This window comes from Paenalcaligenes sp. Me131 (assembly GCF_050487225.1).
Taxonomy (GTDB): domain Bacteria; phylum Pseudomonadota; class Gammaproteobacteria; order Burkholderiales; family Burkholderiaceae_B; genus Paenalcaligenes.
This window is the reverse complement of record NZ_JBKQGY010000002.1, coordinates 164,905-191,647: the sequence shown is the minus strand read 5'-3', so window position 1 is coordinate 191,647 and position 26,743 is coordinate 164,905. Positions and strand designations below refer to the sequence as shown.

22 protein-coding genes are annotated in these 26,743 nt (G+C 51.3%); 9 read left to right on the top strand and 13 right to left on the bottom strand.

What is annotated here, in order from left to right:
* Nucleotides 1-61: 61 nt before the first annotated feature.
* From lptB to ACLPHM_RS09025, 5 genes are read right to left on the bottom strand one after another with little or no spacing between them, the layout of a single operon-like run.
* Nucleotides 62-838, bottom strand: coding sequence for an LPS export ABC transporter ATP-binding protein (lptB, locus tag ACLPHM_RS09045; protein WP_430220912.1), 777 nt, complete (start codon nucleotides 836-838; stop codon nucleotides 62-64).
* 9 nt (nucleotides 839-847) lie between these two features.
* On the bottom strand, nucleotides 848-1,471 hold the full coding sequence (lptA, locus tag ACLPHM_RS09040) for a lipopolysaccharide transport periplasmic protein LptA (protein ID WP_430220911.1): 624 nt from the start codon (nucleotides 1,469-1,471) through the stop codon (nucleotides 848-850).
* An 8-nt stretch (nucleotides 1,472-1,479) separates the two neighbouring features.
* Nucleotides 1,480-2,085 (bottom strand): LPS export ABC transporter periplasmic protein LptC, encoded by a 606-nt coding sequence (gene lptC / locus ACLPHM_RS09035; protein WP_430220910.1) that lies wholly within the window; start codon nucleotides 2,083-2,085, stop codon nucleotides 1,480-1,482.
* Nucleotides 2,086-2,093: 8 nt separating this feature from the next.
* A complete protein-coding gene (locus tag ACLPHM_RS09030) occupies nucleotides 2,094-2,702 on the bottom strand; it encodes a KdsC family phosphatase (RefSeq protein WP_430220909.1) in 609 nt (202 codons plus the stop codon).
* Nucleotide 2,703: 1 nt separating this feature from the next.
* Nucleotides 2,704-3,693, bottom strand: coding sequence for a KpsF/GutQ family sugar-phosphate isomerase (locus ACLPHM_RS09025; protein WP_430220908.1), 990 nt, complete (start codon nucleotides 3,691-3,693; stop codon nucleotides 2,704-2,706).
* 156 nt (nucleotides 3,694-3,849) lie between these two features.
* On the opposite strand from ACLPHM_RS09025, the gene ACLPHM_RS09020 reads away from it, so the two are divergent.
* The 7 genes from ACLPHM_RS09020 to ACLPHM_RS08990 all read left to right on the top strand — a co-directional run bounded on the left by ACLPHM_RS09020 (nucleotide 3,850) and on the right by ACLPHM_RS08990 (nucleotide 11,438).
* Nucleotides 3,850-4,419: a GbsR/MarR family transcriptional regulator gene (locus ACLPHM_RS09020; RefSeq protein ID WP_430220907.1), complete on the top strand. Its 570-nt coding sequence runs from the start codon at nucleotides 3,850-3,852 to the stop codon at nucleotides 4,417-4,419.
* Entirely contained in the window at nucleotides 4,412-5,986 is a 1,575-nt protein-coding gene (locus tag ACLPHM_RS09015) for a cytochrome ubiquinol oxidase subunit I (RefSeq protein WP_430220906.1), read from the top strand. The genes ACLPHM_RS09020 and ACLPHM_RS09015 overlap by 8 nt, the downstream gene beginning before the upstream one ends.
* Before the next feature lie 13 nt (nucleotides 5,987-5,999).
* Nucleotides 6,000-7,154: a cytochrome d ubiquinol oxidase subunit II gene (gene cydB / locus ACLPHM_RS09010; RefSeq protein WP_430220905.1), complete on the top strand. Its 1,155-nt coding sequence runs from the start codon at nucleotides 6,000-6,002 to the stop codon at nucleotides 7,152-7,154.
* A 17-nt stretch (nucleotides 7,155-7,171) separates the two neighbouring features.
* On the top strand, nucleotides 7,172-7,309 hold the full coding sequence (gene cydX, locus ACLPHM_RS09005) for a cytochrome bd-I oxidase subunit CydX (RefSeq protein ID WP_430220904.1): 138 nt from the start codon (nucleotides 7,172-7,174) through the stop codon (nucleotides 7,307-7,309).
* Nucleotides 7,310-7,311: 2 nt separating this feature from the next.
* Nucleotides 7,312-9,090, top strand: coding sequence for a thiol reductant ABC exporter subunit CydD (cydD, locus tag ACLPHM_RS09000; protein WP_430220903.1), 1,779 nt, complete (start codon nucleotides 7,312-7,314; stop codon nucleotides 9,088-9,090).
* Entirely contained in the window at nucleotides 9,087-10,745 is a 1,659-nt protein-coding gene (gene cydC / locus ACLPHM_RS08995) for a thiol reductant ABC exporter subunit CydC (protein ID WP_430220902.1), read from the top strand. Before cydD ends, cydC begins: the two co-directional genes overlap by 4 nt.
* Nucleotides 10,746-10,862: 117 nt before the next feature.
* Complete coding sequence (locus tag ACLPHM_RS08990) at nucleotides 10,863-11,438, top strand: adenine phosphoribosyltransferase (protein ID WP_135865071.1); 576 nt, start codon at nucleotides 10,863-10,865, stop codon at nucleotides 11,436-11,438.
* A gap of 871 nt (nucleotides 11,439-12,309) precedes the next feature.
* Here ACLPHM_RS08990 and ACLPHM_RS08985 read toward each other — a convergent pair.
* The 4 genes from ACLPHM_RS08985 to ACLPHM_RS08970 all read right to left on the bottom strand — a co-directional run bounded on the left by ACLPHM_RS08985 (nucleotide 12,310) and on the right by ACLPHM_RS08970 (nucleotide 18,889).
* On the bottom strand, nucleotides 12,310-12,798 hold the full coding sequence (locus ACLPHM_RS08985; RefSeq protein ID WP_430220901.1) for a HugZ family pyridoxamine 5'-phosphate oxidase: 489 nt from the start codon (nucleotides 12,796-12,798) through the stop codon (nucleotides 12,310-12,312).
* 29 nt (nucleotides 12,799-12,827) lie between these two features.
* Entirely contained in the window at nucleotides 12,828-14,030 is a 1,203-nt protein-coding gene (gene pncB / locus ACLPHM_RS08980) for a nicotinate phosphoribosyltransferase (protein ID WP_430220900.1), read from the bottom strand.
* A 124-nt stretch (nucleotides 14,031-14,154) separates the two neighbouring features.
* Nucleotides 14,155-18,090 carry a DUF3683 domain-containing protein gene (locus ACLPHM_RS08975; RefSeq protein ID WP_430220899.1) on the bottom strand — a complete coding sequence of 1,312 codons (3,936 nt, stop codon included), beginning with the start codon at nucleotides 18,088-18,090 and terminating at the stop codon, nucleotides 14,155-14,157.
* A 235-nt stretch (nucleotides 18,091-18,325) separates the two neighbouring features.
* A complete protein-coding gene (locus ACLPHM_RS08970; RefSeq protein ID WP_430221386.1) occupies nucleotides 18,326-18,889 on the bottom strand; it encodes a YqaA family protein in 564 nt (187 codons plus the stop codon).
* A 118-nt stretch (nucleotides 18,890-19,007) separates the two neighbouring features.
* On the opposite strand from ACLPHM_RS08970, the gene ilvA reads away from it, so the two are divergent.
* Nucleotides 19,008-20,516 carry a threonine ammonia-lyase, biosynthetic gene (ilvA, locus tag ACLPHM_RS08965; RefSeq protein ID WP_430220898.1) on the top strand — a complete coding sequence of 503 codons (1,509 nt, stop codon included), beginning with the start codon at nucleotides 19,008-19,010 and terminating at the stop codon, nucleotides 20,514-20,516.
* Between the two features lie 52 nt (nucleotides 20,517-20,568).
* Here the strand turns inward: ilvA and phoR are convergent, their stop codons facing one another.
* On the bottom strand, nucleotides 20,569-21,861 hold the full coding sequence (phoR, locus tag ACLPHM_RS08960) for a phosphate regulon sensor histidine kinase PhoR (protein WP_430220897.1): 1,293 nt from the start codon (nucleotides 21,859-21,861) through the stop codon (nucleotides 20,569-20,571).
* Complete coding sequence (phoB, locus tag ACLPHM_RS08955; RefSeq protein WP_135863195.1) at nucleotides 21,858-22,568, bottom strand: phosphate regulon transcriptional regulator PhoB; 711 nt, start codon at nucleotides 22,566-22,568, stop codon at nucleotides 21,858-21,860. The genes phoR and phoB overlap by 4 nt, the downstream gene beginning before the upstream one ends.
* Nucleotides 22,569-22,745: 177 nt before the next feature.
* Here phoB and ubiE point away from each other — a divergent pair, with 177 nt between their 5' ends.
* The gene (gene ubiE / locus ACLPHM_RS08950) at nucleotides 22,746-23,510 is read left to right on the top strand and encodes a bifunctional demethylmenaquinone methyltransferase/2-methoxy-6-polyprenyl-1,4-benzoquinol methylase UbiE (RefSeq protein WP_430220896.1); all 765 of its coding nucleotides are present in this window, start codon (nucleotides 22,746-22,748) and stop codon (nucleotides 23,508-23,510) included.
* A gap of 14 nt (nucleotides 23,511-23,524) precedes the next feature.
* On the opposite strand, the gene ACLPHM_RS08945 is transcribed toward ubiE, so the two are convergent.
* Both ACLPHM_RS08945 and metG read right to left on the bottom strand, forming a co-directional pair.
* Nucleotides 23,525-24,466 (bottom strand): LysR family transcriptional regulator, encoded by a 942-nt coding sequence (locus tag ACLPHM_RS08945; RefSeq protein WP_430220895.1) that lies wholly within the window; start codon nucleotides 24,464-24,466, stop codon nucleotides 23,525-23,527.
* 158 nt (nucleotides 24,467-24,624) lie between these two features.
* Nucleotides 24,625-26,694: a methionine--tRNA ligase gene (gene metG / locus ACLPHM_RS08940; RefSeq protein ID WP_430220894.1), complete on the bottom strand. Its 2,070-nt coding sequence runs from the start codon at nucleotides 26,692-26,694 to the stop codon at nucleotides 24,625-24,627.
* Between the last annotated feature and the right edge of the window lie 49 nt (nucleotides 26,695-26,743).

Here is a 26,743-nt window from a genome sequence, read left to right as displayed (position 1 = left end):
AGTATACATAAGTCAACGCCTTTGAGCATGATTCTGGTCAAAAATCCGTGTTTTCCCGTACCTACATTTTGAAGTGCTGACCCAGGTACACCTGACGTACGGCTTCGTTATTAATGATCTCGTCGGGGTGGCCGCTGGTGAGCACTGTACCGTCGCTAATAATATAGGCGCGGTCACAGATCCCCAGCGTTTCACGCACGTTGTGGTCAGTAATCAGTACCCCAATTTGACGGGATTTCAAATACTGCACAATACGCTGGATTTCGATCACTGCAATAGGGTCTACACCCGCAAATGGCTCATCTAACAGGATGAAACGCGGTTGGGTAGCCAAAGCACGCGCAATTTCCACACGTCTACGTTCACCACCGGACAAGGATAGTGCGGTGTTGGTACGGATGTGATTGATTTGCAGTTCATCAATCAAGCGTTCTAGTTGCTCGTTGAGCTGAGCTGCTTTAAAGCGTTTGCCTGTTTGGCGATCGATTTGCAGCTCAAGCACAGCACGAATGTTTTGCTCAACCGTCAGACGTCTAAAGACCGAAGCATCTTGAGGCAAGTACGACAGGCCCAACTGAGCGCGCTTGTGCATGGGTAGGGCCGCAATGGGGGTGCCGTCAATTTCTATACGGCCACGGTCTGCAGCCACAATGCCCACAATCATGTAGAAGCTGGTGGTTTTACCTGCCCCGTTAGGTCCTAGCAAACCTACCACTTCACCGCTGTTTACGGTGATGGACACATCTTTTACGACGGTACGTTTGCCGTAAGTTTTGCTTAGCCCAGTGGCGATAAGGTGGCCAGTGGCCTCATGAGGAGTAGAAGCGGTGTTTTCCATGATACGTGATTAGCGTTTGGCAGCAGCGGAGGATTTGTTGGTGCAATCGGCTAGAGCAGCGTCAGATTTGGAACGGTGACGAGTCACAGAACGCACGCGCTGGTTGGGGCCGGCGGATTGTGGGCCACCGAAAGCTTCGTAGGTGTCGGTATCTTGGTGATACACAATACGCTCACCACGGATGTTGTCTTGGGGTTGGCCGCATACATAACGTGTGACCACGGCTTGGCCTATCAAGATCAGTTGTTTGGTTTTGCCATCGTATTCAGCACGTATGCTTTCTGATTTGATGTTCTCAAATTTTTCAGGCTTTTCTTGGCGTAGATGTACGCGATCCGATTGTTCTACTGTGGCGGTACCGTATTGAAAACCGTCGGCATCTTCGCGCATGGCTAGGCGATCAGACGACAGCGTCATATTGCCACGCGTCATGGTCACGTTGCCCACAAACACACTTTCGCGCTTGATGTCATCGTAGTGTAGGGTGTCGGACAAAATCAGCGTGTCAGGCTCTTCTACAGGTGGCGTGGTTTGCGCCGCCGCCATCGTAGTACCTAGCGCTAACACAATCCCTGCACACCAAAGCAAGGGGCGTGAGCGAGGTTGCGTAAGAGTAGAAAGTGCAGGAATCATAGGGGTCTTCAAGGGTTGGAGGAAGACTGACGTTCTTGTCGGTCTTGGCCTGATATTTTGACATCTGAGGCGGAAAACACCTCAAGCTGACGTGTGGTGTTGTTGTAGCGCATGCCTGTGCCGCGCATGGTGGAATTACCATTCACGACCAAGGCGGGTTCTTTGGTGTGTACTACATCTTCGTCAGGCAGAATCACCAGCACTTCACTTTGTACATCCAAGGGCTTGCGCTCGGCATCTGGCAAACGTTGAGCATGTGCATCGCCCACCAAGGTAATGCGGCTGCCGTCTTGATCCATGATGGCGGTGTTGGCTGTGGCAATGATAATGGGGGAGTCTACTTGGTTGCTCACCGCACGGGCGTTAGTAATTTCGTACGAGTCGTCGTCCGGGAAGTGCAGCATGTGCTCACCTTCCAGACGGTTTAATGCACGTCCTGTTTCGTCACTACGCACCAAGATAAAGTTCTTTGCCCACGAATCAGGTTCGTGTGTGAAACGTCGTGGGGGGTCTACTTCAATAGAACGGTGCGTATAGTCGGCCGCCCACCATGTGCCTGCGACCAAAATGGTCAGCAGTATCATCGCAACGAGTGAAGGCAGTTTTTCGCGCATGCTAAGCCTTACTGAATAGAACCAGCAGTGTTGAAGGTTCTGGGTTGCAAGCAAGCGCCTAGTTTGCCTTGTGCGGCCAGAATCAGATCACAGCACTCACGTACGGCACCAGAGCCACCGTCTTGCGCAGCGACCCAATGGGCAACTTGTGAAATGTAGGGAGGTGCATTGGGCACGCTCGCCGCAAAGCCCACACGTTGCATTGCCATCAAGTCAATAATGTCGTCGCCCATGTAGCCGATTTCAGAAAGGTTTAGCCCCATTTTGGTGGCGATTTCTTGAATCACTGGCAACTTGTCGCTTATGCCCTGATGTACTTCGGCAATACCCAGATCGGCGGCACGTCTAGCCACGATGGCTCCTTGTCGGCCTGTGACCAATGCGACGTGTACACCGTTTTCTTTGAGTAGGCGCAGGCCTAACCCATCCAATGCATGGAAAGCTTTTAGTGCTTCGCCGTGTTCGCCATACCAGAGTCGGCCATCCGTGAGCACGCCGTCTACATCAAACACCATCAGACGGATGGCTTTGAGGCGTTGCTGTAGTGATGCATCCACACGCGCCAAGATTAAGGCTTCTACAGGGTGTGGGGCGGTGAGGGGAGAGTGTTGAGACATGTTAGATCACCTTCGCAGCCAGCAGGTCATGCATATGCAATGCGCCAATCAGTTGGCCGTGCTGGTTTGTGATGAGTACTTGATGAATACGATTATCGTCCATCATTCGGGCGGCTTCTATGGCTAGCGCTTGAGCAGGAATCTGGCGCGGCGAGGGTGTCATACCTACCGAAACCGTAGCCTCGCGTATGTCGCCTTGTTTGGCAATCAGTCTGCGCAAATCGCCATCCGTAAAGATGCCCACAGGATGCTGCTGGGCATCCACGACGATGGTCATTCCCATGCCTTTGGCGGACATTTCAGCCAATGCGTCGGTAACCAGAGTGTCTGTATGAACGATAGGGAGTGCGTCGCCTTGGCGCATGACATCGCGCACAAAGGTCAGTAGTTGTTTGCCTAGTGCGCCACCGGGGTGCGAGCGCGCAAAATCTTCAGCACTAAAACCACGGGCTTCTAAACACGCTACAGCTAATGCGTCACCCAATACCAAGCAGGCGGTGGTGCTGGCAGTAGGAGCTAAATTCAGCGGACAAGCCTCTTGGTCTATATGCACCTCTAGATGCAGGTCTGCACTTTGTGCTAATTCGGACTGCTCGTTACCTGTCATGGCAATCAATTTGATGCCTAGGCGTCGTGTCACAGTGAGTACAGTGATGAGCTCTTGTGCTTTGCCTGAATACGATAAGGCGATCACTAAGTCGTCTTCGGTAATCATGCCCAAATCACCATGCAGGGCTTCTGCCGCATGCATGAAGAAAGCAGGAGTGCCAGTGGACGCCAAGGTTGCGGCAATTTTCCGCGCAATATGGCCAGATTTGCCAATTCCTGTGACGACTACTCTGCCTTTGCAATTCAGCAACAGGCCTACCGCTTTGACGAGGTTGTCATTCAGCCTGCCTCGCAATGCTTGCAAAGCATGAGTCTCTATATCGAATGTGCGCTGAGCCGAAGCAATAACGCGTTTTGGATCCGGTGTGATGAAGGCTCTCATAGCAAAATTCTACCCTAATCGCGTATTTTAGCCGGACTTTGCCTGCTTGCGGAGAAGTAATGATTTAAAGCTTGAGGCTTGAATAGGCTAGTGCATAGCGCTATGATTCTGTAATTATCGCAATTTCAGTAATTACTGAAACTTCAGGAGTCACAGATGGTATTGGACCAGCAAGCCGAACGCTTTATTTTGCATTTCGGTGAAATGGGTGGGCGCTGGGGCGTAAATCGAACCGTAGGGCAGATTTACGCATTGTTGTTTTTGTCTCCTGAGCCGTTGCACGCAGAAGAAATCGCCGAAACCTTAAAAATCTCGCGTTCTAACGTGAGCATGAGCCTGCACGAGTTGCAGTCTTGGCGGCTGGTGTTACTGACCCACAAAGTGGGTGATCGCCGGGATTACTTTGAATCACCCAAAGATGTTTGGGAAATCTTTCGCATCCTGGTCGAGGAAAAACGTAAGCGCGAGATTGATCCTACGCTGACGCTGTTGCGTTCCATATTGATGGAGCAACCAGACGGTGAGCGTGAGGAGTACGAACATCAACGAATTGCGGCAATGTTGGAGTTGATAGAGCTGGCTACGGGCTGGTTTGATGAGATCCAGAACTTGCCGCCAGAAACCTTGCAGAGCTTGATGAAACTTGGCTCCAAGGTGCAGAAGGTGTTGGGCCTAGTGGGCAAGGTCCGCAAAAGTGTGAAGTTATCCGGAGATCAACATGATTGATTTAGACGTGGTGTCATTGTCGAGGTGGCAATTTGCCTCCACCGCAATGTTTCACTTTCTTTTTGTTCCCTTAACCTTAGGGTTATCGTTCTTGCTTGCCATTATGGAGAGCGTGTACGTCATGACGGGCAACGCCATTTGGCGTCGTATGACCATGTTCTGGGGCAAGCTGTTTGGTATCAACTTTGCGCTAGGGGTGGGAACCGGGGTAGTGATGGAGTTTCAGTTCGGGATGAACTGGGCGTACTACAGTCACTACGTAGGTGACATTTTTGGTGCACCGTTAGCGATTGAAGGCTTGATGGCCTTCTTTTTGGAAGCGACGTTTGTAGGGTTGTTCTTTTTTGGGTGGGATAGGTTGTCCAAAGTGAGCCACTTGGTGGTGACCTGGCTGGTTGCTTTTGGTGCGAACTTCTCCGCGCTGTGGATTCTGATTGCCAATGGCTGGATGCAAAACCCAGTAGGCGCCATTTTTAATCCTGAAACCATGCGTATGGAAATGACCAACTTTGCTGATGTGCTGTTCAACCCTGTGGCACAAGCGAAGTTTGTACACACAGTTAGCTCAGGCTACGTGTTGGGTGCCGCGTTTGTGGTAGGGGTAAGTGCTTGGTACGTTTTGCGCGGACGTCACCTTGAAATTGCACGTCGATCCCTGACCGTTGCGGCGAGCTTTGGTTTGGCCGCTTCTTTGTCGGTTGTTGTATTGGGTGACGAAAGTGGTTACCTCACTACTGAACACCAACAAATGAAAGTTGCAGCGATGGAAGCGATGTGGGAAACAGAGCCTGCACCAGCGAGCTTCAAACTGTTCGCGATTCCTGATCAGGAAAAACGTGAAAACGTTATAGAGCTGGATATTCCATGGGCGATGGGCATTATCGGTACACGCTCCTTGAGTACCGAAATGGCCGGTATCAACGACCTGGTTGCTCATGCTCAAGTACGTATACGCAATGGTTTGTTGGCCTATGACGCGTTGCAAAAAGTGCGTGCTGATAAAACCGATAGCGAAGCACGTGCCGTGTTTGATGCGCACTGGCAAGACCTAGGTTACGCCTTACTGCTTAAACGTCATGTCAGCGATATGACGCAAGTGACCGACGAACAAATTGCACAAGCGGCGTGGGATACCGTTCCACAAGTAGCACCGCTGTTCTGGAGTTTCAGAGTCATGGTGGCGCTGGGTTTCTACTTTATTGCGTTCTTTGCTGTGGCTTTCTTCTTGGCTTCCAAAGACCGTATCACCCACAGCAAACGCTTCCTCAAAGTGGCGCTATGGACGATTCCATTGCCATGGGTTGCGATTGAGTGTGGTTGGTTTGTGGCCGAGTTTGGTCGTCAACCATGGATTATTGAAGGGGTACTGCCTACTTACTACGCCGCCTCGGGCTTGAGCGTGACAGATCTGGTAATCAGTATGGCTGTCTTTATGGGTCTGTACACCACATTGGCCGTGATTGGTATCAAGGTGATGTTGCACTCTATCCGTAAAGGTCCAGATGAGCACAGTCCTGAGCCTAATGTACCGCTCACACCTCAGACTAGTGTGCTAGGCGCGGAGTAATAAGGGGATAACCATGGATTCATTTATTTTGCTTGATTACGATACCCTGCGCATTATTTGGTGGTTGCTGCTAGGCGTATTGTTGGCACTGTTTGCCGTGATGGACGGGGCGGATATTGGTGTGGCGATGCTATTGCCAGCCGTAGCCAAAACCGATGATGAACGACGTGTGCTGTACAACGTGATTGGCCCTGTCTGGGAAGGTAACCAGGTATGGTTGATTCTAGGCGGTGGTGCGATCTTTGCCGCATGGCCCGTGTTGTATGCGATGGCATTCTCAGGTTTCTACCTTGCCATGCTGTTGCTGTTGGTCGCGCTGATTGTGCGTCCGGTAGCGATTAAGTACCGCAGCAAGATGGAGTCGCAACAGTGGCGTAACCGTTGGGATGCGATCTGGTGCTTGAGTGGTGTGGTGTCAGCGCTGGTGTTTGGGGTGGCGATTGGTAACGTGCTGTTGGGCGTGCCATTTGGTTTTGATCCCGAAACTCTGCGTCCACTGTACACAGGTAGCTTCTTTGGTTTGTTCACACCCTTTGCTTTGTTGACTGGTGTGGTCAGTATCTTGCTGTTGGCTTTCCAAGGTGCCGTTGTGCTGTCTTGGAAAACAGACGGTGTGATTGCGCAGCGTGCAACACGTTGTGCCAGAATCACGGGCCTGTTGATGGTGCTGCTCTTTATTGGCGCAGGGGTGTGGGTGGCTTACGGTTTGGATGGTCAAGTTGTGACATCCGCACTGGTATCCGATGCATTCTCTAACCCATTGAGCAAAACAGTAGAAGTGACTGGTGCGGGTGGTTGGATGCTGAACTTCAGTCTCTACAGCTGGATGTGGTTGGCACCTATTATTGCCGTCTTGACGGCAGTAGCTGCGGTGTTGATCGTGTCGCGTGGTTCGCTGTGGGCGGTGTTCTTCTCGTCGGTATCCGTGATTGCGGTAGTGCTGACCTTTGGTTTCGCGCTGTTTCCTTTCTTGCTGCCATCGTCATCGCAACCCGATGCTGGCTTGACGATCTACGATGCGTCCGCGAGCCATCTCACTCTATGGGTGATGCTGTTGGTTACTTGCATCTTCTTACCAATGATCATTGCATACACCAGCTGGGTATACAGTGTCATGCGTGGCAAGGTAACGGCAGACAGCGTGCATAACGCTCCCCATTCCTATTGATTTGCGAGGGCTGTATTATGTGGTACTTTTCTTGGATATTGGGTTTGAGTCTAGCTTGTGCGTTCTCTATCCTGAATGCCATGTGGTTTGAATTAAGGGTAGTGAATTCACAGAACAGACAACAGAACGATACTTCAACGCTGTCTAATGAGTAACTGTGACTAAACCTTTGGTTGTTTCTTCCCCCCGCGCGAAACGTAGCGGGGGGTGGCTAGCGCAATCGTGGCGACTAGCCCCCAGACGTATGCTCTGGGCATTATGTGCACCTTTGTTAGCAGGGGTGCTATTTTTGTTTCAGGCCTGGTGGCTGGCAGATATTTTGGACCGAGCCGTCATCGGTCATGCCGCGCTACAGCAGTTATGGCCCGCTATCAGCATTGTGGCAGGACTTTTATTAGTCAGAGCTCTGTTGGTCTGGTCTGGTGAGCGTGCGGCTAACTCTGGTGCTGAACACATCAAACATTGGTTACGGGCTACCTTGATGCAGCGTTTGCTGGATAAGGGGCCGGCGTGGTCGCGTCAGCATCCATCGGGTGAGCTGACCACCGCATTAATAGATCACGTGGAAGCCTTAGAGGGCTATTTGCAACGTTACATGTCTGCAGCCGTGGCGGCGGTGTTTTTGCCATTACTGTTGGCCGTAGTTGCGATGGGCGTGGATATCGTCGTGGGGCTGCTGCTGTTGCTGACAGCACCGTTGATCCCTGTTTTTATGGCGTTGGTGGGTTGGGGAGCAGAAGCGGCTAACCAAAAATACCACCAAGCCTTACAACGTTTATCTGGCGTTTTTGGCGACCGCGTCAAAGGCGTATTTACCTTGGTATTGTTTGGCAGAGCCAAGGAAGAAGTAGAAGCGGTACAGCAAGCCAGCCAAGACTTAGGCAAAACCACCATGAAGGTATTGCGTATTGCCTTCTTGTCTTCGGCAGTGTTGGAACTGTTTGCGGCACTGGGCGTAGCGGGTGTAGCCGTATATATAGGGTTGAGCTATTTGGGCATGCTGGGCGAGAGCTTTAGCGGTATGACACTACAGCAAGGCTTGTTCTGTTTGTTCTTGGCCCCCGAGGTATACCAACCATTGCGCCAGATGGCCGCCAGTTATCACGACCGTGCTCAGGCTAAATCGGCCATTACTTCCTTAGAAGGCATTTTTAAAACCCTGCCTGCTGTGCCGTCTAAACATGTGGATCACACCTGTACAGAGGCTGTCCCTGAAAAGTGGGAGGGCGTGAGTGTACGTTTCCCCATGACGGATGCACTGGGCGATACGCCCATATTGCAAACAGAGAGTTTTAGTTTAACGGCACCGGGTACCGATACCGTATTGTTGAAACCGGTGTCCTTTACGGTCAATAAGGGTGAGTCAGTGGCGCTGCAAGGCAGCAGTGGCAGCGGTAAAACGACGTTATTAGAAAGTCTCTTGGGGCTGCGTACGCGTCATGGTGGCGAGGTGCGGTTATATACAGCCGACAAACAAACCGATGATGAGCACGCGTTTTTGCCGGGCGTGTGCTTATTGACTGCACACCCCTTCTTATCGGGCGAAACCGTAGAGCAAGTGCTTAAACTGGCCGCGCCCGAGGCTACCGACGAACAACTGTGGCAAGCCTTAGATAAGGTAGAGATGGCACAGGTGCTGCGTACCCAGCATGCGGGCTTACAAACCTTGTTAGGGACGCGAGGGTATGGTTTATCGGGTGGGCAGTTACAGCGTATCGCGTTAGCCCGATTATTCTTGTGTGATCCAGAGTTGGTGTTGATGGATGAGCCTACCGCACACCTAGATACCCACACCCGTGACCGTGTGCTGGATGCCATCTTGGCGTTTTGTGCTGACAGAGCATTAATTATTGCTACACACGATCCAGCTGTTGCAGCGCGTTTGCAGCAGCAATGGAGTCTGCAGGATCAAACCTTGGTAGGAGTGCAATCATGACGCTATGGTGGGGATTGTGTCGTGATTGGTTAGTACGACGTCGTTGGTTGGTCGTGGGCAGCATCTTGGTGGCGCTGGGTACTGTCGTCGCTGGGGTAGGGTTGCTCGCCGTAGCAGGTTGGTTTTTGACGGGGGCGTTTCTTGCAGCCTCCATGACTAGCTTTAATTTGTTTGGGCCATCGGCCTTGGTGCGTGGGTTATCCATGTGGCGTATTGCTTCGCGCTATGTGGAGCGTATAGCAGGTCACACCGTCACCTTGGAATTGCAGGCAGAAATACGAGCACAAACCTTTGCGCAATTGATGCAACTACCACCGTCTGAGTTAGCTAAGTACCGTGATGGCGACTTGGTAGCTCGTTTGGTGAATGACGTAGAGCGTTTGGATAGTGTGTATTTGCTGTTGGTAGTGCCTACGTGTACGGCCTTGCTGGGCGGTGGCATGTATGCGCTTTTAACAGGATCACAAATGCCATGGGGCGGAGTGGCTCTGGCGTTGGTGATCTTAATTGCGGCTGTATTGGTGCCTTATGTGGTGGCACGTAGAGCGGCCGCGGGTGGTATGCAATTGGCGGCGCAAGTGGCTCAGGCCCGTAGCGTATTACACGACACGATTGCGGCGCACGTGGATGTGGTGGTGTTTAATGCCACTGACAAAGCACAGGCGCGTTTTGAGCAGTTAAGCCAGGCGTTGTCAAAACAACGTGAAAAGTTGGCCGCCATGGCTAGCCTAGGTAGCTTGTGGCAGCAGTGCTGCATGGCGCTGACCTTGGTGGCGTTGGTAGTGATAGGTTTGGATGCTTACAGCAAAGAGTTGCTGACCGGCCCAATGTGGGTAGGTTTGTTACTGGGGGCGTTAGGGCTATTCGAAATCATGGCACCTTTAATGCGAGGTGCAGCAGGCTTAGGTGTGGCCAGTGCTGCAGCATCACGCTTGGGTATGCTGCGCAGCGTTGATGAGAAAATGCCCTCTGGTTCTACCCCGTTACCTGATCACGGTGTACTGTTTACACAGGGTTTGCGCGTGGGTTTTGATGTGCAAGTGCCGTTGTTGAAAGACGTGACATTACACATTCCACAAGGTGGTAGGTGCTTAATACGTGGCGTCAGTGGTTCAGGCAAAACTACATTGCTGCAAACCTTGATGGGGGTGCAACCAGCGTTGGTCGGGCAGGTGTTGTACGGTGATGTCGATGTACAGCAAAGTCCTACCGACCAGCGTTTCCAACGTTTTGCCTTGCTGTCGCAGCACTCTACGGTGTTCATGGGTAGCCTACGCTATAACCTAACGCTGGGCTGCGCACAGGCGACGGACGAACAACTGTGGGATGCGTTACAGCGTGTACGTCTTGCTGATTTTGTACGCAGTTTGCCTGATGGCTTAGACAGTTGGATAGGTGAGGGTGGTAATACCTTATCCACAGGCCAAGCGCGTAGAGTATGTTTGGCACGTATTGTGCTGGCTCCTGCGAGTGTGTGGTTCTTAGATGAGCCCACTAGTGGCCTAGACAGAACCAATGCGCATGCCTTGCTACAAGACGTATTGCAGTTTGCCGGTACACGTAGCGTTATCATGGTGAGCCATGATGAAGTGCCCGAGGGATGCTTCGAACAAGAATGGCAAGTGCAGGGCGACACATTACAGCAGGTCTCCTAGCGAACGTTCCTTTTAGGATACGTTCCCGGTTTTATCTGGTGCTATTGTGTACACTGCACATGTGCCTGCAGTGCATCCTGCGCTGTGGCCTTTTTTGTGTCTAGAGTTAGTAGAAACATGCATACTGATCCCGCTAATTACATCCGTAACACGATACGCAGCGTACCGGACTGGCCAAAGCCAGGCGTGATGTTCCGTGACATTACGCCTGTGTTGCAAGATCCTCAAGCGTTCCGTGTACTGATTGATTTATTCGTATATCGCTACATGCGTCAGCGCCTGGACTTGATTGCTGGTATTGATGCGCGTGGTTTTATTGTTGGGTCTGTATTGGCCTACGAACTGAATCTGGGCTTTGTTCCCGTACGCAAAAAAGGCAAATTGCCTTTCCAGACTGTCGCTGAAGAGTACTCCTTGGAGTACGGTAATGCATCGGTAGAGATGCATACTGACTCAGTACGTCCTGGTCAGCGAGTATTGTTGATTGATGACCTGATCGCCACAGGCGGTACCATGATTGCGGCATCGCGTTTGTTGCAGCGTTTGGGTGCGAATGTGATTGAAGCGGCTGCCATCATTGATCTGCCTGATTTGGGTGGTTCAGCGGGTGTGCGCGAAACAGGCTTGCCGGTGTACACCGTGTGTGAGTTTGATGAGTCGCTGCCTGATCCAGATGCTCTGCCTGGTCAGTAATACATAAGGTTGCCAGTGTAGGCTGGCGTTATGGTTGCTACTAAACCCCTGGTTTTGCCGGGGGTTTGTTGTTTGTGGCGGTGGTTTGTTGCTTCTTACTGTGAGTAAGGAGAAGTGTGAACTGCTGCATTCATCGCATGCGCTGGGAACTGCAGGAATACTTTTTGTGATTTGTACACCAAATCAAAAAAGTTTCCTCTCCGTCCCCCGGTTGTTTTGAATGTGGTGAGGTTTACAGACCTTTCTGTGGTCGCGGTATTTTCAGCGACAGAACTATCCATCACCTTCAACGGCAATTTATCCCTAACTCGTTGCAAGCTACGGCAGTTAGTGGTGAGCATGTTGAGGCAGCATCCATTGCATACGCAGGGGATTGCAGAAAACTTTTTGTGATTTGAGATACTAAATCAAAAAAGTATCCCTTCACCCCTTCGATTGTTCTAAATGCGGTGAGGCTTACAGCCCTTTATTCTGTGGCGATGGTCACGCGTTTTAGCATCTTGCATAGCGTTCCTCGGGTTCTTAAAGGGCTAGTAAGGCAGCCCCTTTCATCTGTCACAGAAGTACGCGTTAGCCTCAATGGCAACCACACTAAAAACCGTTGCAAGCGATGAAGGGAAAACGGAGGAAAGTATTTTTTTATTTGGTGTACAAATTAAAAAATACTTTTCGCAGTGCTAGCTACAGCAGCCAATGGTTGAGTATATTGAGGCGGCACTCATCGCCCATGTTGGGAGGGGAGCTGCAGGAATACTTTTTGTATTTGTGGCCGTGTCTCTTTTTATCTGGCGTAGAGATAGAGCAGCAGGGGAGAGTACCAGCGAGAATGTCCCTGTCATCTGCCGCAGGGTTTAGCAGTGCAGAAAAAGTCTCACGCCCCTTGGCGTATACGAGCGCAAACATCTTCCGCACTGAGCGTACGAGCCGCACCAAATCCTGCTACGTGTCGTACACGCTGCACGGTAAGCGCAAAGAAATGGAAGTCGGTGAAGTCCGTCATAAAGGCCACATCAGGGAAGCGGCCCAAGTAGGTGTCGCGTGCCGCTTCACGTTCTGGGGTGTTGCGCTCTAGTAGCGTAGCTTCTACTTGTAGTGTGACTCTGGGCAGATCGTGCACACCGGCATCTTCAGTCGGTGTTTGGCAAATCATCAGCGAGGCTTGAGGGCGCTCTTTTAGGTAGCGTGTGTGGGCCGCCATGTCGCTGATGTGTATGAGCAGTCGACCATGTTCCGCATCTAGGGCAAACGGCACCATGGACACAAAAGGCAGCCCTTGATTCGTTAGGGTGCCGAATGAAGCCAGTCGTTGCTGTTGCAGCAACTGGTACAGCGAATCCAAAAAAACTTGATGTGTGGACATAAGCGCTTAATGGAAAAGCCAGAGTTAGCTTACTGGTAGTGGTTAAACACCTGACGCAGGTAGGCGAGGAAGGTTTCATCATCGCACATGGTTTTACCCGCCGAGTCAGACAGTTTTGCGGTAGACGCACCGTTGCAGCTGACCAGTTTCATGACGATATTCAAGGGCTGTGTGCCCATGTCGTTGGTCAGGCTAGTACCTATACCAAAACCAACCTGTATGCGGCTACCGAAGTATCTATACAGCGCAATGGCGCTGTCTATAGTCAGGCCATCCGAAAATACTAGGCGTTTGGATTTAGGGTCTATGCGCAGTTTTCGGTAGTGCTCAATGGCCAAGTCGCCCCACCAGTATGGATCGCCAGAGTCATGGCGCAAACCATCAAACAGTTTGGCGAAGTACAGGTCGAAATCGTTGAGGAAGGCTTGCATGCCTACGGTGTCGGTGAGGGCAATACCCAAGTCCCCACGGTATTCTTGCACCCAGTCTTCCATGGCAGCCTTTTGGAAGTCGCGTAAGCGCACGGAGCCAAAAGCTTGGAAGGATTGGAAATATTCGTGTGCCATGGTGCCGATGGGCACCAAGTTGTGTTTTCTGGCTAAGTAAACGTTAGAAGTACCTTTGAAGAACTCAGGTACTTGGCGTGCTAAGGTGCCGATGACTTCATCGTGCCATGCAGCACTGTAGCGTCTACGTAGACCGAAATCCGATACGTCAAAACTGAAGATTTCTTGTTTTTCTTGGCCAAAGTGTTTTAGGCGTTGGATTTTATCTGCCAGACGTTGGCGGCCTTCGGTCAGCAGCGTCAGCGGATCAAAGCGTCTGAAGTACAGCTCGTTCACAATGGCGAGCACAAAAATCTCGAAGCCCATCACGTGTACTTGTGGGCCTTCGGCAATGATGATCAGGCGTTCGCCATCGGTTTCCACGCGTATAAAACGGCGTTGAAAGCGAAAGAGTGACAGGAAATCGATGAAGTCAGACTTCAGGTAGCGCAGTTGGCTCAGGTAGTCTAATTCTTCTTGGCTGAAGTGCAGGCTGCACAGATGATTCAGCTGCGCCTCTACTTCTTCTGCCAGCTCAGCCATAGGGTAGGCAGTCTGGTTACGGCACAAGAACTCGTAGCGTGCTTGAGTGGCTGGATGGCGATGCAGCATGGCCTGCCACATCGTAAATTTGTAGAGATCTGTTTCCAGCAACGACGTAATTACTGGAGAAAACGGGACATTCATCGTGAACTACACACCAAATGCATCATGCAGAGAACTACAGTCTACCTGCATTTCTCTGCATAATGCTCATTTTGTGCATAATTTCCCAGAAAACTCACAAAGGCTATTCTGGGAAAGGATGTGGTTACACCAGTACGCGTTCAATACCGCCGTTATTGGCCGATTTCACGTAGTTAGGCAGCCAGTCTGCGCCCAAAATGTGCTTAGCCATTTCTACCACGATGTAGTCGGCTTCTACGCCAGTGTCGTCTTGGTAACGGGACAAACCTTGCAGACAGGATGGACAGGAAGTCAGCATTTTGACTTCGCCACCAAAACCGTCAGCACGGATGTTGTCTTGGTTTTTCTGCAGTTCTTCCTGTTTACGGAAACGGATCTGAGTAGAAATATCAGGACGCGTAACGGCTAACGTACCCGATTCACCGCAACATCTGTCGCTCTTGATGGTTTGATCACCCACCAAGGCTTTGACGGTTTTCATTGGGTCCTGACGCTTCATTGGGGTATGGCAAGGATCGTGGTACATGTAGCGAGTACCGTTGATACCTTCTAGCTGAATACCTTTTTCTAGCAAGAATTCGTGAATATCAATCAGGCGGCAGCCTGGGAAGATGTTCTCAAACTCGTACATAGAGAGCTGGTCGTAACAGGTACCACAGCTAACGACTACTGTTTTGATATCCAAGTAGTTCAGCGTGGTGGCCATGCGATGGAACAGCACACGGTTATCGGTAATCATCTGGTCGGCTTTGTCTTTCTGGCCGCTACCACGTTGTGGGTAACCACAGCATAGGTAACCCGGAGGCAATACAGTTTGCACGCCAGCGTGCCACAGCATGGCTTGAGTCGCCAAACCTACTTGTGAGAACAGACGTTCAGAGCCACAGCCTGGGAAGTAAAACACCGCTTCGCTATCCGCGCTGGTGGCTGGATTGCGAATAATAGGTACGTAGTCGGCGTCCTCAATGTCCAAGAGCTTACGCGCGGTTTGCTTAGGCAAACCACCGGGCATTTTCTTGTTCACAAAGTGGATGACTTGCTCGCGAATGCTGGGCTTAGTCACCGACGCTGGAGGTGCTTCGGTTTGTTTATGCGCCGCATTGCTCAGCAAGTTGTTCGCCATACGCTGTGCTTTGTAGCCCACTTCCAAGACTTTACGAGTGGTGTTGATCACACGTGGGTCTTTGGCGTTCAGGAAGAACATGGCTGCTGATGAACCGGGGTTGGACGATTTTTTGCCCATGCGGTTCAACAAGGCGCGCATCTCCATGGTGACGTCACCAAAGTCGATGTCTACCGGACAGGGAGTAAAGCATTTGTGGCACAGCGTACAGTGGTCAGCGACGCCCTCAAAGTCTTCCCAGTGTTTTAGGCTAATACCGCGACGCGTTTGTTCTTCGTACAAGAAGGCTTCGATCAGCAGTGATGTGGCCAGAATCTTATTGCGTGGGGAGTACAGTAAGTTGGCGCGTGGCACGTGGGTGGCACAGACCGGTTTACATTTACCGCAACGCAAACAGTCTTTGATCGCGTGAGAAATCGAGCTGATTTCACTACGTTGCATGATCAACGACTCGTACCCCAGCAAGTTGAAGCTAGGCGTCCACGCACGACTCAAATCAGCGCCGGGCATCAGTTTGCCAGCGTTGAAGTGGTTTTGTGGGTCGATACGACGTTTGTAATCTTGGAAAGGCTGTAGTTCTTCTTGTGTTAAGAACTCGTACTTAGTCAGACCAATACCGTGCTCACCAGAAATCACGCCATCCAGACGGCGGGCGATTTGCATGATGCGTTCTACAGTTTCATTGGCCTCTTGCAACATGCCGTAGTCATCCGAGTTGACCGGAATGTTGGTGTGCACGTTACCGTCGCCCGCGTGCATGTGCAGCGCGACAAACACACGGCTTTTCAGTACTTTGTCGTGAATGGCTTGTAGTTCTGCCAACACTGCTGCACAGTCAGCGCCGGGGAAGTGTTCTTCCAAGCGCGAGCGTACTTCGGTTTTCCACGAAATACGCAGTGTGTGGTCTTGCAGCATTTCTACAATGCGCACATCAGGTTGAGCGGCAATACGCTCTTGCAAGGCAGGGATTACCGCTTCCAAGCCGTGGGCTCGCAAGGTATCCAGTTGCTCGGCAACGGGGGCATCCAAGTTTTGCAGCAGCCAGCTCCAGCGATCACGCACGGATTGCAGGGTAGCCAAGGCATCATGCCTACGGTTTTCCAGCACTTCTTCGCGCGTGTGATCGGCATCGGCTGGGTCGGCCAGTTTGCCGATGGGCAAATCGCCTTGCAGGAATTCTTCTAGTGAATCCAGCAAACGCAGTTTGTTGCGTGTGGACAGCTCGATGTTGATGCGTTCGATTTCGTCGGTGTACTCGCCCATACGGTTGAGCGGGATCACCACATCTTCGTTGATCTTAAACGCGTTAGTGTGACGGGCAATCGCCGCCGTACGGGAACGGTCTAGCCAGAAACGTTTACGGGCTTCGGGGCTAACAGCCACAAAACCTTCACCGTGACGGCTGTTGGCAATGCGTACTACTTCGCTCGCAGCGTGAGCAACAGCATCGGCATCATCACCGACGATATCGCCAATCAGCACCATCTTGGGCAGTACACCGCGCTTGCTCTTGGTGGCATAGCCTACCGCGCGCAGGTAACGTTCATCCAAGTGTTCCAGACCAGCCAATAACGCACCGCGCTCTTTGCCTTCGGTGTCCAGATAATTTTTGACTTCAACAATAGACGGCACGGCATTACGTGCGCTGCCGAAGAACTCCATACAGACGGTACGGGTGTGTTCAGGCATGCGGTGCAGAATCCAGCGTGCAGAGGTAATCAGACCATCACAGCCTTCTTTTTGCACACCGGGCAAGCCGGACAAGAATTTGTCGGTAACGTCTTTACCTAAACCTACTTTACGGAAAGACTGGCCTTTGATGCGCAAGGTTTCGCTACGCAGCAATTTGGCACCGGGAGCAAAAGCCCCGTCAAACCATTGCAGGTCGAAAACCGCTTCGTCTACTTCGTGGATTTTGCCCAAGTTGTGATTAACACGGGTAACTTCTAGCCAGTTACCTTCTGGGTCTACCATGCGCCACCAGGCTAGGTTATCCAGCGCAGTACCCCAGAGCACGGCTTTTTTACCGCCGGCGTTCATGGCTACGTTACCGCCCACACAGGAGGCATCAATAGAGGTAGGATCAACCGCAAACACGCGGCCTGCTGCGGTCGCGGCATCGGCCACACGACGAGTCACCACACCAGCACCAGACAAAATCGTGTGTACTGGGGTGTCTAGGCCAGGCATGGCGATGGCTTCTACTGGGCCAAGCGCTTCTAGCTTTTCAGTGTTAATAACGGCAGAGCGTGGACTAAGCGGAATAGCACCACCGGTATAGCCTGTACCACCTCCCCTAGGGATGATGGTCAGACCTAATTCCATACAGGCGCGTACCAACGCTGCCATTTCGGCTTCGTGGTCGGGCGTCAGTACAACAAAGGGGTATTCCACACGCCAGTCGGTGGCGTCAGTCACGTGCGACACGCGGGACAAACCATCAAACTTGATGTTGTCAGCGGCAGTGATTGCACCTAGGCGTTTTACTGTGCGCTGACGTAGGTCGCGCATCGTGGTGAATTCGTTTTCAAATGCCGTCACAGCAGCTTGAGCGCTGTGCAGCAAAAACTGTACTTTCTGGTCGCGCTCGGCAACGTCTACATCACGGCGCTTGTCGATTTCGTTCAAGCGGTGCTGCAAAGCTTCGATCAACTGGTGCAAACGTTTAGGGTTGTGCAGCAGGTCGTCTTGCAAGTAGGGGTTGCGGCGTACTACCCAGATGTCGCCTAGCACCTCAAACAGCATCTTGGCAGAACGGCCTGTACGGCGTTCGGAACGTAGCTCGCTGAGTTTTTCCCATGCTTCATCCCCGAGTAGACGCAAAACAATTTCGCGATCGGAGTAAGAAGTGTAGTTGTAGGGGATTTCACGCAGGCGTGTATTGAGCACCGAGGAAGAATGGGCGGCAAGATACTGGCTGGCGATGGGGGCGTTCATAAAATCTGGTGTGGCCTACAAGGCGAACAAGGATTGACTGAACGTCTTAGTTTAATTCATTCGTTGGTGTTCGGCTTGGCTAAGTGTGTGGTTTGACGGTTCTAGGGGGTAAAACGCGTCAAACTGTGGCTGCTTTACCATTTTTTCTGTCAGTTCAGCCTACCGCGGAAAAAGGCTCACGGGGTGAACAGCCTATACACATAGAGTCTAGGTAGTGTTGTGGTGGCTGCCTTGATTACGACTGCGGTACTGATAGATCACCCCAGCCCAGCATCGGAAACACCCACAGCAAGAAGGTGGTCATGATGATGTAGCGCAAACATTTACCTACCGCCATGTATGCCATGCACGGGCCTAACGGTAAACGTAGCCAGCCCGCGACGCTACATAAGGGGTCACCTACGATGGGTAGCCATGACAGTAATAGTGCCGGAGGCCCCAGTTTGTCTAACCAGTTTTGTACCGTTTGATGCCAGCGACCTGTGCGTGCGTTTTTTTGTGCTTCATCGTCATTGGCTTGTGGATGGTTTTCTTTCCATACCTCGTAGGCACGATGTGCTGCGGACCCCATCCAGTAACTGACTACACCGCCCAAGGTATTGCCGATGGTGGCAATGACCACCGCAGGCCAGAACATATGCGGTGAAACCGTAACGTAAGCGAAAACGGCGGGTTCAGAGCCTAGCGGTAAAAGTGTTGCCGAAACAAAACTGACCATGAAAATGGCTGTCAGTCCTATCTCGGGTAACGCCAAAGATTGTAGCAACCAGTTGATGGATGTTTGCAGCCATGCTTCCATAGGGGGATGAGTACCTTGTATATAGCGTGCCACGGGCGCTGATTTTATGGCACTCTATGTTATCCTTTTTTCTTCTTGTCTATTTTTAATCTGTCGCGGGGTTTCGGCAGTCAGTATTATGTCCAACGACTATCTTAAACGCATTCTAACTTCTAGAGTCTATGACGTGGTGCGAGAAACACCACTTGAGCATGCCCCTTTGGCATCGGCGCGGTTGAACAACCGAATTTTGCTCAAGCGAGAAGACCAGCTGGATGTGTTCAGCTTCAAGCTGCGCGGTGCGTACAACAAAATGGCTCACCTTACCCCTGCAGAGTTGAAGCGCGGCGTGATTGCGGCCTCAGCGGGTAATCATGCTCAAGGCGTTGCATACTCTGCCAAGCGCTTGGGCACGCGTGCTGTGATTGTGATGCCTGAGACCACCCCACAATTAAAAATCGATGGCGTGCGACGTTTTGGTGGTGAAGTTGTGCTGGCAGGTGAAAGCTATTCCGATGCTTACGCGCATGCACAAGAGCTGGAAAAGAAAGAAAAGCTCACCTTTGTGCACCCCTTTGATGATCCTTATGTGATCGCGGGGCAGGGCACTATTGGTATGGAAATTCTGCATCAACATCCAGGCCCTATAGATGCCGTATTTGTGCCTATTGGTGGTGGTGGTTTGATTTCAGGTGTGGCGGCGTATATCAAGCAGTTGCGTCCTGAAATCAAAATCATTGGTGTACAAACTGAAGATTCAGCGGCAATGGCGCGTAGCGTCAAAGCTAACCGCAGATTGAATCTGACAGACGTAGGCTTGTTCTCAGACGGTACAGCGGTGAAACAAGTAGGTCAGGAGACCTTCCGTATTGCCCGCGAGTATGTGGATGATTTCGTGTTGGTGGATACAGACGCGATCTGTGCGAGCATCAAAGATGTGTTCCAAGAAACGCGTAGCGTGTTGGAACCCGCTGGTGCGTTGGGCTTGGCGGGTTTGAAACGTTATGCGCAAGAGCATAAGCTGAAAAACAAAACGCTGATCGCTATTACTTCAGGCGCGAACATGAACTTCGACCGTCTGCGTTTTGTGGCAGAACGGGCCGATGTGGGGTTGGCACGTGAAGCGGTATTTGTTCTGAGCCTACCCGAAGAGCGCGGTAGTTTCCGTCGCCTGACCGAGTCATTGGGTGATCGCTCTGTGACCGAGTTTAACTACCGAATTTCTGATGCTAAAGAAGCCCATGTGTTTGTGGGTTTGCAGATCCAATCAGAAGCCGATATAGCCAAGCTTGAAAATCACTTTGTACGCAAGGGCTTTCCAACCTTAAATCTGACTGATAACGAAATGGCTAAAACCCACATTCGTTATATGGTGGGTGGCAGATCGCCTTTGTCCGAGCACGAGGAACTGTACCGTTTTGAGTTCCCAGAGCGTCCAGGTGCTTTGCGCCGTTTCTTAAGCAGCATGAACCCTGACTGGAACATCAGTTTGTTCCACTACCGTAACCAAGGTGACGATTACGGTCGTATTTTGGTGGGCTTGCAGGTACCGCCCGCTGACAAACAGGCATTTAAAGAGTTTGTGAATGCGTTGGGTTACCCGCACTGGCGCGAGACTCACAACCCTGTGTACAAGATGTTTTTGTAAGAGTCGCGTCTATACGGCACAACGAAAAATGCACCCACTAGGGTGCATTTTTTTATAGAGTACGGACACGTAACGGAGCAAACCGTAGTGTGAACATGCTCCCAGTACCAAACTGGCTTTGAATCAGCAATTCAGCGTTGTGACGCATGGCGACGTGGCGCGTGATGGCTAAGCCTAGGCCTGTGCCACCAGTGGCTCTGGAGCGGCCTTTGTCTGCACGGTAGAAGCGCTCGGTTAGGCGAGGAATGTCTTGTGGGGCAATGCCTATGCCGGTGTCTTGCACGGAATAACAGGCGCCGCCGTCCTCGGTGCTGTACCAACTGACGGTAATTGTGCCGTCTTTAGGGGTGTAGCGTATGGCGTTAGTCAGCAGGTTGGAAATGGCAGAGGTTAATTCGTTTTCAGAGCCCACAATGCATAAGGCTGGGTCTATATTTTCTACAAACTGGTGTTGCCCGTTGGACAGCGCTTTGGCTTGCTCCAAGGCGTGTTGAATAATTAAGCTCACGCGTACCGGTCTACCTTCGGTAGGGGGCGAGGACTCCAGCGTAGATAGGGTGAGCAAATCAGCCACAATGGCCTGCATATGTTGCGCTTGTTCGAACATCATTTGTTCGTAGCGCTCGCGTTGCTCTACGCTGAAGCTGTCAGCAGGGTGCTCACGTAATGTCTCTAAGAAACCAAATAACACTGTCAGCGGTGTACGCAATTCGTGCGATACGTTGGCGACGAAGTCTTTGCGGGTGGTTTCCAGCTTTTCTACTTGGGTGACGTCACGTGTCACCATCAAGAATTGCCCAAAGCCATACGGGCTAAGCTGTATGAGCAGGGATTTATCCAAACCACCTTGCTCGGTATGCAGTAATAGCGGGCTATCCCATTTGTTTTGATTCACATATTGTGTGAATTCAGGCGCACGCAAAATATTGAAAATACTGTGGTGCAGGTCGGTGTCTATGTTTAAGCCCAAATGCTCTGCAGCAGTTTGGTTACACCATTGCAGCCCCATGCTTTCATCTAGGGTGATAGCGCCGTCAGGTAGGGCTTCTGCCGCCAGCATAATGGCTTCAATGCCACGGTTTAGCGACGCGATTTGCTCGCGGTCAGCTTTGAGCTGCCTGTACACAGGAGCCAGAATTTCATCCCATGGCCCAATAGAGACTGGGGGAGGCTGATGCAGATCGCGCACCCAACCTCGTATTTTTTGTAATTGCATGCCGCTGATTAACACCATCAACAGCAGGCCCAGGGCAAAAACAGCCCAGCCTATGGAGCTGCCTAGCCAAGAGCCTAGTAACACGGCCAAGATGGCCCAAGCAGCAATGGAATAAAGGGTTTTGTTCATGATTTGCCGGAGCTGGCGGAAAGCACGGCAGAAAAGCGATAGCCAGCACCACGTACGGTTTCAATATGAGCGTCGTGACCGCTAGGTTCTAGTGCTTTACGTAGGCGGCGAATGTGTACGTCTACGGTACGTTCTTCCACGAATACGTGATCACCCCATACTTGATCTAACAGCTGGGTGCGAGAGAAAACGCGTTCAGTGTGAGTCATGAAGAAGTGCAGCAATCTAAATTCTGTAGGTCCGATATTCAGTACCTGCTCACTACCCGTAACACGGTGTGTGGCAGGGTCCAGTTGCAGAGAGCCAATCTGGATCAGGTCATCGGTAAGTTGTGGCGCACGACGGCGCAGCACAGCTTTGATGCGGGCCAAGAGTTCTTTGGGCGAGAAGGGTTTGGTGATGTAGTCATCCGCACCGGCTTCTAGACCTTCTACCTTATCCAGCTCAGCGCCTTTTGCGGTGAGCATGATAACAGGAATTTCACGGGTACGTTCATCTGTGCGCAGCTTACGAGCCAGACTAATACCAGAGGCGCCAGGTAGCATCCAATCTAGTAAAATCAGATCAGGCAATTCGGCATTTATGAGAGTTTGTGCTTGTTCGGCATCGGCAGCGCGCAGCACTTTGTGGCCAGCAAAACTCAAGTTAACAGCAATCAGTTCTTGGATCGCTGGCTCGTCTTCAACAACAAGAATAGTCGTACTCATACTCTTCATTCCAAACAGTGGTTTGCACGCATATAACGTGGATCATAGCCCATATGATATGGCGTCAATATTTCAGGTTTGTGACGAAAAGCGGAGTCGCTGTCATGATTGATTTTTTACGGCTTTTCTTGGTGCTAGAGTAACGCCAGAAGCGCTTTTTGAGGTACGATACGCATCATGGAAAAAAATCACCAAACCCCTCCTAACGAAAGCACTACGCATTTCGGATTTCAGACGGTACGTGAAGCAGAGAAGGCTTCTCGTGTAGCCGAGGTCTTTCATTCTGTAGCGACTAAATACGACGTCATGAACGATTTGATGTCGGGTGGCTTGCACCGTATTTGGAAACATTTCACGGTGGGCAGAGCCGATGTGCGCCCTGGTATGAAAGTGTTGGATATTGCTGGGGGTACGGGTGATATTGCCAAGGCGCTGGCTAAAAAAGCGGGCCCTTCTGGTGAGGTGTGGTTAACGGATATCAACAGTTCTATGTTGGGAGTAGGCCGTGATCGCATGCTAGATAACGGGCTGGTGTTGCCTGTTGCAGTATGTGATGCCGAGTTTCTGCCCTTTCCATCCGGTTATTTTGATCGCGTAACCGTGGCATTCGGTTTGCGTAACATGACACATAAAGACAAAGCCTTGGCAGAAATGCGACGCGTCTTAAAGCCCGGTGGCAAGTTGTTGGTGCTGGAGTTCTCGCGCATCGCGAAGCCACTGGAAAAAGCCTACGACTGGTACTCGTTTAACATTCTGCCTAAAGTAGGTCAGATGGTGGCGAACGATGCAGAAAGTTACCGCTACTTAGCGGAATCTATTCGCATGCACCCTGATCAAGATACGTTGGCAGAAATGATGCGTTCTGTTGGCTTAGAGCGCGTGCAGTACTTCAACCTAACAGCCGGTATTGCCGCGCTGCATGAAGGTGTGCGTCTAGAATAAGACGCGTCTGCGTCTTAGCTGCCTAACCACACGCTCGCATCTAAACTGGCTTTAGAGTCTGCAGGATTTAGCTCCGCAAAGCGGCGCATTTCCTGCATGGCAGCGTTCACAATGGTATTGGTGAGTGATGCAATTACATCAGGACGCCAACTGGCGACCAAGCTCATATCAGGCAAGCTGATATCGCACTTTAACTCGCAGAATCTACCTTCCAGAAACCCGCTGCGATATGCCGCCAGCGGTACAGCGCCTACCCCAATCCCTGCTTCCAATAAGTACATACTGGCCGCGATCGATGATACGTGGTGGATTTTGGTGTGCTGCAACCCCTCTTGTTCCAGAATGTTCAGCAACAACAAATGCGGTTGCGAGTGCCGAGGAAAGGTCACAATAGAACTGTTTTGCAGAATGTCAGCCAGTTTCACTGGTTGTGGCGGTAGCTGTGAAACAGCAATGATCCAGCCCATTTTCATGGTGCCTACCGGTGCGTTATGCACCCCCTCGGCCAGAATGGGGTCAGTTTGCAGGGCGACATCAATGAGGCCGCGTTTAAGCAGGTCATGTAGCCGCATGCTGGACTCTACAGTCAGCTCAATTTCAATTTCTGGATGATGCTCGTGCAGGGTGGTAATAAACGAGGTAAACCACGTGTGCACCACCGAATCAATAATGCCTAGTCTGACGCGACCACGTACTGTCACTGGCGCTTTTAACTCTTTGAGCAGCTCTTGCTCCAAATGCAGCATCTGTTTGGAGTAGCCCAGTAGTTTTTGCCCAGCCGAGGTTAACAGCAAACCGCGTTTACCGCGTTCAAAGAGCTGTTGTTCCAAGTCGCTTTCCAGCGAAGCAATACGGCTGGAAATAGCCGCTTGGGTCAGGTGTAGCTTGTTGGCTGCAGCCTTAAAACTGCCTAACTTGGCGATCCAGATAAACGTTTCTAGAAAACGTAGATTCATGGTGATGCGGCACGGAAGTAATAGATAAGATTCTATTGTACGAAGTTGTAGAAGTTACAGGGGTTTCTTTGCGTTGCGTCGCGCTAGCTGGTAGTTAAAAACAAAGGGGGAAAGCTGTATGAGCTTTCCCCCTGTAGTGGTGTAGGTGTCAGGTGGAATTAGCTGATACGCATACCTGGCGTAGCGCCACTGTGTGGTTCCAGAATGAACAAACCGTTGTTCACCTTGCTGTCGTTATGGCTGGCAGCCAGTACCATGCCTTCAGACACGCCAAAGCGCATTTTGCGTGGTGCTAGGTTGGCCACTACAACGGTGAGCTTGCCAATCAGGTCTTCGGGTTTATAGGCAGACTTAATGCCAGAGAAGATTTGGCGATGACGGCCTTCGTCTAAATCTAGTGTCAGGCACAGCAGTTTGTCAGAGCCTTCTACTTCGGTGCAGTTCACAATTTTAGCGACGCGTAAATCGATTTTGCCGAAGTCTTTGATGTCGATAGTATCGGCAATGACCTCGCCGCCTGGTTCTACTACAGGGGCTTCTGGTGGTGCCAGCAGCTCGTCTAGTTTGGCAGGCTCTACGCGTTGCAGCAGGTGTTTGAAGGCAGCGATGCGAGTAGGCAGTTCTGCGGCATCGGTCCACACGAAATCGCGGTCCATTTCCAGCAGTTCGCGCGCTACTTTTTGGCTCAGTTGCGGCAAGATGGGGGACAGCATCACGGACAGGGCTTTGAAACCGGCCAGTGCGCGTGAGCAAATATCTTGCAGTTCAGCTTTCTGTTCAGCAGACGCTTCAGCAATACCTTTGGCCAACAACCATGGCTTAGCGTTATCAAAAGCTTGGTTGATTTGGTCAGCCAAAGCCATAATCTGACGCACAGCACGGCCGTACTCACGACGCTCTAGGTCAGCACGAATGGTAGCGGCGGTGTCGGCGAAGTTCTGCTGCATGGCAGTTGTATCACCCACGTAGGCCAATTGACCATCAAAGTGTTTACTGATGAAGCTTGCGGCACGGCTAGCAATATTGACGTACTTGCCTACCAAGTCACTGTTCACACGGGCAATGAAGTCGTCTGGATTGAAATCCATGTCTTCAACGTGTGAGTTCAGTTTGGCGGCAATGTAATAACGCATCCACTCTGCATCCATACCTATTTCTAGGTAACGCAGTGGTGAGATACCTGTGCCACGGCTCTTGGACATTTTCTCGCCGCTAACGGTGATGAAACCGTGTACGTTCAAAGAGTCTGGTGTTTTGCGACCAGAGAACTTCAACATAGCAGGCCAGAATAGGGCGTGGAAGTACACGATATCCTTACCAATGAAGTGCACCTGTTCGGTGTCGCCATTGGGGTCCATCAAGGCATCAAAGTCCATGCCTTTGACTTCGCAGTAGGATTTCAGCGAGGCCAAATAGCCTACTGGCGCATCCAACCACACGTAGAAGTATTTGCCAGGAGCATCAGGAATAGGTGTGCCGAAGTAGGGCTCATCGCGTGAGATGTCCCAGTCATTCAGGTTGCTTTCGCCGTCTTCATCTTTGCCCAACCACTCGCGGGTTTTACCCAGCACTTCGGATTGCAAGCGTGGATTGCCGTGGCGGTCTACGCCAGTGGTCCATTCTTTCAAGAAGGCGACGCATTTGGGGTCAGACAAACGGAAGAAAAAGTGTTCTGAACTACGCATGACGGGCGTAGCATTGGTGAGTGTGGAGTATGGGTTGATGAGGTCGGTAGGAGAATACACCGAGCTACATACTTCACAGGAGTCACCGTACTGATCTTTAGCTTTACATGACGGGCATTCGCCCTTGATGTAGCGATCAGGCAGGAACATACCTTTGACGGGGTCATAGAACTGTTCGATGGTGCGGGTTTCAATGAAACCAGCAGCCTTTAGCTCTTTATAGATGCTTTGCGACAGCTCTTTGTTCTCTGGCGAGTTGGTACGATGCCAGTGATCAAATTTGATATGAAACCCGTTTAGGTAGCGTGGGCGCTCAGACGCAATACGCTCAACCAGCTGGTCAGGCGTAATGCCTTCGGCTTCAGCTTTAAGCATAATGGGAGCGCCGTGCGCATCATCTGCCCCTACGAAGTGCACTGTGTGGCCCGACATTCGCATTGACCTGACCCAGATATCGGCTTGGATGTATTCCATGATATGGCCGATGTGAAAAGAACCATTGGCGTAGGGTAGGGCCGTAGTAACGAAAATCGTGCGTGACATATGCTTTATCTAGGGTTAAAGAAGGGTATACCCTCATGCTACTGAGGGG

Bases quoted from the DNA above. Each gene is read 5' to 3' on its own strand.
- cydX (WP_430220904.1), top strand. From the start codon at position 7,172: ATGTGGTACTTTTCTTGGATATTGGGTTTGAGTCTAGCTTGTGCGTTC.
- ACLPHM_RS08975 (WP_430220899.1), bottom strand. From the start codon at position 18,090: ATGAACGCCCCCATCGCCAGCCAGTATCTTGCCGCCCATTCTTCCTCG.
- lptC (WP_430220910.1), bottom strand. From the start codon at position 2,085: ATGCGCGAAAAACTGCCTTCACTCGTTGCGATGATACTGCTGACCATT.
- metG (WP_430220894.1), bottom strand. From the start codon at position 26,694: ATGTCACGCACGATTTTCGTTACTACGGCCCTACCCTACGCCAATGGT.
- lptA (WP_430220911.1), bottom strand. From the start codon at position 1,471: ATGATTCCTGCACTTTCTACTCTTACGCAACCTCGCTCACGCCCCTTG.
- lptB (WP_430220912.1), bottom strand. From the start codon at position 838: ATGGAAAACACCGCTTCTACTCCTCATGAGGCCACTGGCCACCTTATC.
- ACLPHM_RS08945 (WP_430220895.1), bottom strand. From the start codon at position 24,466: ATGAATCTACGTTTTCTAGAAACGTTTATCTGGATCGCCAAGTTAGGC.
- ACLPHM_RS08985 (WP_430220901.1), bottom strand. From the start codon at position 12,798: ATGTCCACACATCAAGTTTTTTTGGATTCGCTGTACCAGTTGCTGCAA.
- pncB (WP_430220900.1), bottom strand. From the start codon at position 14,030: ATGAATGTCCCGTTTTCTCCAGTAATTACGTCGTTGCTGGAAACAGAT.
- ACLPHM_RS08970 (WP_430221386.1), bottom strand. From the start codon at position 18,889: ATGGAAGCATGGCTGCAAACATCCATCAACTGGTTGCTACAATCTTTG.
- phoR (WP_430220897.1), bottom strand. From the start codon at position 21,861: ATGAACAAAACCCTTTATTCCATTGCTGCTTGGGCCATCTTGGCCGTG.
- cydB (WP_430220905.1), top strand. From the start codon at position 6,000: ATGGATTCATTTATTTTGCTTGATTACGATACCCTGCGCATTATTTGG.
- ACLPHM_RS09030 (WP_430220909.1), bottom strand. From the start codon at position 2,702: ATGTCTCAACACTCTCCCCTCACCGCCCCACACCCTGTAGAAGCCTTA.
- ACLPHM_RS09025 (WP_430220908.1), bottom strand. From the start codon at position 3,693: ATGAGAGCCTTCATCACACCGGATCCAAAACGCGTTATTGCTTCGGCT.
- cydC (WP_430220902.1), top strand. From the start codon at position 9,087: ATGACGCTATGGTGGGGATTGTGTCGTGATTGGTTAGTACGACGTCGT.
- ACLPHM_RS08990 (WP_135865071.1), top strand. From the start codon at position 10,863: ATGCATACTGATCCCGCTAATTACATCCGTAACACGATACGCAGCGTA.
- ubiE (WP_430220896.1), top strand. From the start codon at position 22,746: ATGGAAAAAAATCACCAAACCCCTCCTAACGAAAGCACTACGCATTTC.
- ACLPHM_RS09015 (WP_430220906.1), top strand. From the start codon at position 4,412: ATGATTGATTTAGACGTGGTGTCATTGTCGAGGTGGCAATTTGCCTCC.
- phoB (WP_135863195.1), bottom strand. From the start codon at position 22,568: ATGAGTACGACTATTCTTGTTGTTGAAGACGAGCCAGCGATCCAAGAA.
- ilvA (WP_430220898.1), top strand. From the start codon at position 19,008: ATGTCCAACGACTATCTTAAACGCATTCTAACTTCTAGAGTCTATGAC.
- ACLPHM_RS09020 (WP_430220907.1), top strand. From the start codon at position 3,850: ATGGTATTGGACCAGCAAGCCGAACGCTTTATTTTGCATTTCGGTGAA.